Source organism: Methylobacter sp. Wu8, from assembly GCF_036440755.1.
Lineage (GTDB): Bacteria > Pseudomonadota > Gammaproteobacteria > Methylococcales > Methylomonadaceae > Methylobacter_A > Methylobacter_A tundripaludum_A.
On the sequence record NZ_JAZGVT010000009.1, the window covers coordinates 1 to 7,914 of the forward strand.

The 7,914-nt window shown below is 49.4% G+C and carries 5 protein-coding genes; 4 read left to right on the plus strand and 1 reads right to left on the minus strand.

What is annotated here, in order from left to right:
* Positions 1-621 precede the first annotated feature (621 nt).
* Together V3O24_RS00190 and V3O24_RS00195 are read left to right on the plus strand one after the other, a co-directional pair.
* Positions 622-1,794, plus strand: coding sequence for an EAL domain-containing protein (locus V3O24_RS00190; RefSeq protein ID WP_104423614.1), 1,173 nt, complete (start codon positions 622-624; stop codon positions 1,792-1,794).
* Positions 1,795-1,894: 100 nt separating this feature from the next.
* A complete protein-coding gene (locus V3O24_RS00195) occupies positions 1,895-2,287 on the plus strand; it encodes a DUF2721 domain-containing protein (RefSeq protein WP_104423613.1) in 393 nt (130 codons plus the stop codon).
* A gap of 142 nt (positions 2,288-2,429) precedes the next feature.
* Here V3O24_RS00195 and V3O24_RS00200 read toward each other — a convergent pair whose 3' ends face one another.
* Entirely contained in the window at positions 2,430-3,347 is a 918-nt protein-coding gene (locus V3O24_RS00200) for a GAF domain-containing protein (RefSeq protein ID WP_331305584.1), read from the minus strand.
* A gap of 557 nt (positions 3,348-3,904) precedes the next feature.
* Between V3O24_RS00200 and V3O24_RS00205 the strand changes: the two genes are divergently transcribed.
* Both V3O24_RS00205 and V3O24_RS00210 read left to right on the plus strand, forming a co-directional pair.
* Positions 3,905-5,080 (plus strand): EAL domain-containing protein, encoded by a 1,176-nt coding sequence (locus V3O24_RS00205; protein WP_331305585.1) that lies wholly within the window; start codon positions 3,905-3,907, stop codon positions 5,078-5,080.
* A gap of 173 nt (positions 5,081-5,253) precedes the next feature.
* The gene (locus tag V3O24_RS00210) at positions 5,254-7,470 is read left to right on the plus strand and encodes a methyl-accepting chemotaxis protein (RefSeq protein WP_331305587.1); all 2,217 of its coding nucleotides are present in this window, start codon (positions 5,254-5,256) and stop codon (positions 7,468-7,470) included.
* Positions 7,471-7,914: the final 444 nt, after the last annotated feature.

Consider the following 7,914-nt stretch of genomic DNA (forward strand, 5'->3'; position numbering starts at 1 on the left):
TAAGGATCGTGCATAAATTAATTTAGGCAATTACCATGAAGAGCATGAAGGACATGAAGACTTAAACCTTTCATGCCGCTTCATGTCCTTCATGGTTAAAAATGAAAAATAAAACTTGCTCAGTTATTTCATGCACGTTCCTAAAGTGAAAATCTCCAGGTAAAAGCTCAGCGCCAACGAGGCGTTTCCGGCCATTCTAGCGGAATTATTATTGAATATACCACATGGCGACACTCCGTACCGGCCGAGTAATGCAACGTCGGCGAAATAAATAGTAAACAAATCAAACACAATCAACGCATGCATGCTCGACCTCTATTTGGCGGGTATTCCCTTGAGCATGACAGGACTCCGCCGGGGAGGATACGGTGGTCGCCTCAAAAGGATCAAATTGGTGCGACATTCGGCAAGATTGCACGTAATTGGAGCACTTCACCCCCGCCATGAAAGCCGAGCCGTGCCTGGAGAACAGCTATAACCGTTTAATCTGGGTCAACAAAACCGATACTGCAACCGTCTTCCGTTTTTGGCATATCGATTGCTAAAAACAACATAGAACTCCAACGGCGGAGTGCAAAAATACGGGTTCAACGGCGAACTCCTTAAATCAATCATCTCGATATGCATCAAGAAAAAAAACTCTTTCCTTATTTTCAGCCGATTATCGGCGCCGCCAGCGGCACTATCATCGGCTATGAGGCATTAGCCCGGCAACACGATGCGGCCGGCCGGGTTATTTCAGCGGGCGAATTATTCTCTTCGCCGGATATTCCGGCCGATCAACTGATAGCATGGGATCGCATGGTTCGGCGACAGGCGCTGGAGCGATTCAGTCAATCGAATTACAACGGTTATTTAACCATCAATATTTCAGCTGCATGGATCGACAAGGTTTCCGACCTGAATGCGTTACCCACCATCATGATGCTGAATGAGTTTAATATCGACAGAAGCCGCATCATTATTGAAATAACCGAATCAAAAGGCGATTTGGACAAACTTGTTGAAATTGCCGCCGTGTATCGCGGGCACGGACTAAAAATAGCCATCGACGATTTTGGTGCGGGCTTTTCCCAGCTGGAAAGAGTCATGGCCATACAACCCGACATCATCAAACTGGATATGCAGTTATTCCAGAATGCGACCCGGGGCGGCATCGCCAGCGACATCGTGCATCTACTGTCCCGTCTGGCGAAACGCACCGGCTGCCGCATCGTTTGCGAAGGCGTTGAAACCGATGAAGATTTCCATTTCGGCTTGAGCTGCGGCGCCCAATATATGCAAGGCTATCTGTTTTCGCCGGCCATGCCGGAGTTTAAAGAGCCCAAGCATTATCAACAGCAAATCAGCTCATTGAGAAAGACTTTCCTGAAAAAAACCTTAGCCAAAGAAGAACACAAAATACAGTTTATCTCCAACATCAAGGGCTTGATCGATCTGCTGAAAATAGCCCTCGAAAGCGATTTCAATCTCAATAAATTATCGGCGCATCCGTTTGAACAAAGCGGCGTGCTGCGGTTTTATTTATGCAATAACGACGGCGACCAAATTTCATCCAACTTTAATTTTGCCGACGGCAAATGGTTTGAGGATACCACGCAGCTGGGTTTTAACTGGGCCTGGCGGCCTTACTTTTACCAATTGCTGGCGCTGGAATCGGCAAAAGACAGCTACCGCATTGTCACCTCGGAGCGCTACCGGGATTTTAATACCGACATGCTTTGCAAAACCCTGTCGCTCAGGCTCGACGAGGAGCGTATTTTATTGATCGATATTGCCGCCGAGTGGTTATGAATTCAGCTGCCGGCTGAAATAAGGTAATATTCGCTTCCGCACCCGCGCCTGTTGAAAAAGCCCGGCGACCGCAAGAACTTAAAGCTGACTGGATAAAACCATGGACATCACCATCACGACACCCGCCCTGCTGTTTCCAGCCATTTCGGTTTTGTTTTTGGCCTACTCCAACCGTTTTCTGGCGATCGCCAGCCGGATCAGGGAACAGCATAACCTGTTCAATAAAACCCAAAGCCCGGTGGCGGTCAAACAGATTGACAGCTTGAGGTTGCGCATCCGCTTTATTGTGGCTATGCAATTGTTCGCAGTCATCGGCATTATCTGCTGCATAATCGCCATGGGCCTTATTTTTTACGGCTTACAGTATTCCGGCAACATTACGTTCGGATTCAGCATGGCCTTTATCGTCTTATCGCTGCTGGCGTCGGTCAGCGAGTTACTGCTTTCAACCAAAGCGCTCAATATCGAACTAGAAGACATGGAAGAGATGTAATGATCGATTAAACCTAGAAAAATCAGTTGAGCATTGCAAACGGGTGGGGCGTGAAATCCGCCGATGCTTCGACAAGGCTCTCCTGGGCGTAGCCGAAGGGCTCGGCACGAACGGATTTCACGCGTTCCAACTGATTTTCAGGTTAAAACAGAAACGTAACCACCGCTTTCAAATGCCCGCCATCGATGACCGGCATTGCAAGCATCGAATTCAAGCGGCCTTCCGCAACCGCCATTTTCGAGTTATTCCTGATAACCGGCACGCCGGTCAACCATACCCTGCCCAATACGCCTTCGCCTTTACGGACCGGGACGGTTTCAAACATTTCCGCCAGCTCATCATTTTGTTTGCTGTAGCCTGACTGGCACACCAAGCGCCGGCCGCATGGGTCCGGCGCCCATATCTGGATCCGCTGGGCAATCGGCGTAGCCTTAGCCGACAGAAAAGTCATGATGTAAACCTGATCGCCAACAACCGAAACCGGAATGCCCAGCACCGTCGTTATACCGGCTTTTCCGGCCGCCGCGCTTCTGATAAAAGCCGGGGATAGCCCCAGGTCTTCTATAAGCACCGGCATGCCTGCCGCCCATACCTGCCCAGGCAAACCGACGCCCTTGCCGAAGCTCATTTTCCTGGATATGTCCTCAAAATCGTCCAGCGTACCGTAATAGCCGTCGACCACGGCCAGCTCCGTGTTTTCGCCCGAACCGTTACTCCAGACTTCGATAGCTCCGGCATGATGTTGATCGTCGCCGCATAAAAAAACCACCACGGCCATGATGAATTCGCCTGAAAACACGGGTATCGCGATACCGCAGGTTAAACCGGCTTTTTTAGCCGATGTGGTCCGCTTGAAATAAGAATGATCGAACTCCGTTAATACCACGGGATGGCCAGCGGCCCACGCTTTGCCGGGCAAACCCTCGTCGTAAGCGAAAGATTCCTTTTCGCTGGCGACCCGAAACTCATTCAAGGGGCCGTACAATCCCGCGCTGAATTCCAGCCGGGCGCGGTCTTTTGCGGGAACCCATATCTCCGTCACCTTAATAAATGTTTTCATATTACATTGCGAGAGCGTGTTTTAGGCATCGGTAAAATGCCTGCGGATTGACAATAACTACCCTGACGTTAGCAGGTTCTATGCCGACAGCTTGGCCGACCTAGGCTGCGGCTCCAAAGCCGTCATTCGCAGATCAAGAGTATTCAATTGGTGCAACACATGGAAAAATTGCACATATTCGGGGCATTGGGTTCATAAAAAAACCATTCCGATCTCACGGAATACACCGGATAAGCAGCTGTATTTATTAAACAAGCCCAACAAAGAACTGATACGGCAACTTTGGCACAACGATTGCGTTAAACAAGCCGATGCTCCAACGGCGGAGCACTAAAAATAGGGATTCAACGGCGAACCCGACCGGCAAAGCGTCACCGGACTGAATGCATCGCGCATTCCAACTGGAGGCGCTTTTTTCGCCCTATTTTTTGCACTATTAAGGAGCGGCAAAAGTTGAGCGTAAATTAATCCAAACTTGAATAACGGAATAGCGCAATCGATAAAGCCGCAAAAAACGTTATTCCTAAGCCCGAACTCCTTAAATCAATCCTTTCGATATGAATCAAGAAAAAAGACTGTTTCCTTATTTTCAGCCTATTGTCGGTATTGCAAGCGGCGCCATCGTCGGTTATGAGGTTTTGACTTGGCAAGCGGACGCCGTTGGCCGGCTTAGTTCCGCAGGCGAGTTATTCTCCGGCCCGGATACGGCCGATGAGCGGCTGATTTCATGGGACCGTTGCGTTCGCCGTCAAGCGCTGCAAAAATTCAGCCGGTCAAATTGCAACGCCTACTTAACCATCAATATTTCAGCCGACTGGATCGGTAAGGTCGCAGACCTTAATTCATTGCCGACCCTGCTGATGCTCGATGAATTGGGTATAGACAGAACCCGCATTATTATCGAAATCACCGAAGCAAAAGGCGATTTGAACAGACTCGTTGAAATTATCGGTGTGTATCGAAAACTGGGGTTAAAAGTCGCCATCGATGATTTTGGCGCTGGTTTTTCTCAGCTGGAACAAGTGATGTCCGCTCAACCCGACCTGATCAAATTGGATGTACAGCTATTTAAACAGGCGACTCAAGGCGGCATTGCCAGCGATATAGTCCATCTGTTAACCCGTTTGGCGAAACGCACCGGTTGCCGCATCGTCTGCGTAGGCGTCGAAACCCAGGACGAGTTCTTTTTCGGTTTAAACTGCGGAGCGCAATACATGCAGGGGGCTTTGTTTTCATCGGCCGAGGCTGAATTCAAAAATCCGACGCATTACCAAAAGCAAATTAAAGCATTAAGAAAATCATTCCTGAACAACACGCTGACTAAAGAACAACACAAAATACAATATATCTCCAAAATTAAAAGCTTGTGCAACCACCTTAAGAAAGCATTGAAAACAGGCTTCAATCTCAACTCGATCTCGGCATACCCGTTTGAAGAAAAAGGCCTGTTGCGGCTTTATTTGTGCAATAACGACGGCGAACAAATTTCAGCGAACTTTAATTTTGCCGATGGCGAATGGTTCGAGGACCCTACACGCATCGGTTTTAACTGGGCATGGCGGCCGTATTTTTATCAATTGCTGGCGCTTGAATCGATAAAAGACAGCTATCGCCTGATAACGTCCGAACGCTATAAGGACTTCAATACCGATGTACTTTGCCAAACCTTAACGCTCAGACTGGACGATGAGCGCATCCTGTTAATCGATATTGCTGCCGAAGGCTATGCATAGCCCTTTGAACAGCCGTCGCTTTCGGGCATTCAACACATATCCGCCCAAACATTTACAATGAGCCGAAAAACAGGGGGGCGGTCGAAGCGTTTTAACAATCCATATCATACAAACAGAGAGGAAATTGCATCATGCTAACCAAGATGAAAAATTCTAGGCAGTTAACTATTAAGATGCGTTTTACGATAATCTTGAGCACCTTGGTCATCGGTTTTTCGTTGTTTGGTTTAGCGACATTCAAGGCCATGAATACCGTTAATATCGACAGCCCAAGTTATCAACATCTCGTTCAGGGTAAAGATATTATTGCCGATATTGCACCGCCCCCTGAATACATCATCGAATCCTATCTGGTCGCGCTGCAACTGACCCAAGCCTCCACCCCCGATGAAATCGGCGCTTTAGTCACCCGTTTTCAAACGCTAAAAGCGGAATACGAATCCCGTCGCAATTATTGGTTAAGCCAGCCTTTGGAACAGGAACTACAGGTTCCTTTCCTTGAACGCGCTTACCTGCCGGCACAAGCCTTTTACAATGAAGCCGACCAACAGTTTCTGCCAAGCATCCAGACGGGCGACCGCGACAGCGCACGGACCAGTCTCCTAAAAATGCGCCGCGCTTATGAACAACACCGTACTGTCATCGATCAGGTGGCAAGACTTGCAGCAACGCGCAACACAGAAGACGAGGCGCAGGCCCGGAATACCACATCCGGGTACAGGATCGTCTTGATCGGCATTTTCGTGATCAGCGTCGCGCTGGGTGTCGTATTAACCGTACTGACCAGCCGCGGCATTTTACGCTCGCTCAAAACGATCCAACAGGTAGCGGGAGCCATCGCAAAAGGTGACTTGAACTCCAGTATTGACATTCATCAAAAAGATGAGATCGGGGAGCTGTTACGTTCTATGAAAACCATGCAGGATTCCATTAACGTCTTCGTTGCCGATCTGGACAACATGGCTAAAAAACATGCGGAAGGCTGGGTCAAAGAGCAGCTCGACGCTTCAAAGTTCTCCGGCACCTATAGCAAGATGGCGCATGAAGTTAATGAACTGATTCAATCGCGCATCGCTATAAACAGACGACTGATCAATATTGTCAATCAGTATGCCAAAGGCGACTTTTCTATGGATATGGATGTCTTGCCGGGCGAGACAATTGTCATTACCGAAATTATGGACAATGCCAAAAAAACCTTCCTCGGTGTTAACAACGAAATCAAAATGCTCGCAGAAACCGGCGCTAAGGGCGATTTCTCAAAGCGTAGCGATGCGGATAAATTTGAGTTCATGTTCAAAGGGATTTTGACCAATCTCAATAACCTGATGGAAACTTGCGATGTCGGCTTCAACGATATATTGCGTATCGCCGGCGCACTGGCTCAAGGCGATTTGACCCGAACTATAGACAAAAACTACCCGGGCACTTTTGGCGAAGCGATCACGGGTATGAATACGCTTGTAGAAAGCCTCACAAACATGGTCAGAGATATCCAGGACTCCACCGACAGCATTAACACCGCAGCTAAAGAAATAGCCTCCGGTAACAATGATTTGTCCCATCGCACCGAGGAGCAAGCCGCCAGTCTGGAGCAAACCGCCGCCAGTATGGAACAGCTAACCTCCGCGGTACAGCATAATGCTGCAAACGCCGAACATGCCAACCAGCTTGCCGTTGACGCATCCGGCATTGCGGGCAAAGGCGTCGAAGTAGTCGGGCAAGTCGTCGCCACAATGAACGGCATCGACCAATCGTCACGTAAAATTGGGGATATTATTTCGGTGATCGACGACATCGCTTTCCAGACCAACATACTTGCCCTCAACGCCGCGGTAGAAGCCGCCCGCGCCGGCGAACAAGGCCGGGGGTTTGCAGTGGTGGCGGTGGAGGTGCGCAATCTGGCGCAACGCGCCGCGACGGCTGCCGGAGAAATAAAACGTTTGATTGGCGATTCAGTGGATAAAGTCGCCGACGGCAGTAAACTGGTCACTCAAGCCGGCCGCACCATGGAAGAAATCGTCGATTCCATCCGCGAAGTGACCGTCATGATGGCCGAAATCACCGCGGCTTCAGCCGAGCAAAGTTCCGGCATTAAGCAGGTCAACCAGGCCATTACTCAAATGGACGACGTCACCCAACAGAACGCCGCCCTGGTGGAACAAGCCGCCGCTTCAGCGGAGTCGCTGGAAGAACAGGCGCAAAACCTGGCGCTCATAGTGAGCGGTTTTAAAATCGCCGACAGTTCCCGTAATGCCGGCAGTTCTTTCCATGCCGCGCCTGCGCCAAAGAAAACGGCGCCGGCCAGAACAAGTATCGTTAAGAATCCGCCTGTCCTTCAAAAATTACAGTTACAACTTGCCGATAGTGACGAGTGGGAAACGTTTTAATGTAACTGCCTACGGGATTGGGCCGCCTGCCAGCGGCCGGTTTTCTTCATTTTTTCTCGTTCCCACGCGCTGCGTCACCGCCAGTTAAGGATGGACAGTTCCTTCTCCCTCAGGGACAAATTCGCCGGGAGCGGATTTGCACTCGCCCGCAGGGTGCCGGACAGGATAGTCCGGCATGATCAGGTTAGGATGAGGGGATCAAATAAGGCTTTTTTCCTTATTTTTATTCTTCTCACCCCGCCCCTCTCGGCAACTGCTCCTGCGTCGCCTAAAGCGCCTACTGTTGGTGCTCTACCTCCTGCACCGTGCAGTCCCAGCCTTTCTAACTTAGGATCGTGCATAAATTAATTTAGGCAATTACCATGAAGAGCATGAAGGACATGAAGACTTAAACCTTTCATGCCGCTTCATGTCCTTCATGGTTAAAAAATGAAAAATAAAACT

What these genes read in the sequence shown, in the direction of transcription:
- V3O24_RS00200 (WP_331305584.1), bottom strand. Translation starts at nt 3,347, where the DNA reads ATGAAAACATTTATTAAGGTGACGGAGATATGGGTTCCCGCAAAAGAC.
- V3O24_RS00210 (WP_331305587.1), top strand. Translation starts at nt 5,254, where the DNA reads ATGCGTTTTACGATAATCTTGAGCACCTTGGTCATCGGTTTTTCGTTG.
- V3O24_RS00195 (WP_104423613.1), top strand. Translation starts at nt 1,895, where the DNA reads ATGGACATCACCATCACGACACCCGCCCTGCTGTTTCCAGCCATTTCG.
- V3O24_RS00190 (WP_104423614.1), top strand. Translation starts at nt 622, where the DNA reads ATGCATCAAGAAAAAAAACTCTTTCCTTATTTTCAGCCGATTATCGGC.
- V3O24_RS00205 (WP_331305585.1), top strand. Translation starts at nt 3,905, where the DNA reads ATGAATCAAGAAAAAAGACTGTTTCCTTATTTTCAGCCTATTGTCGGT.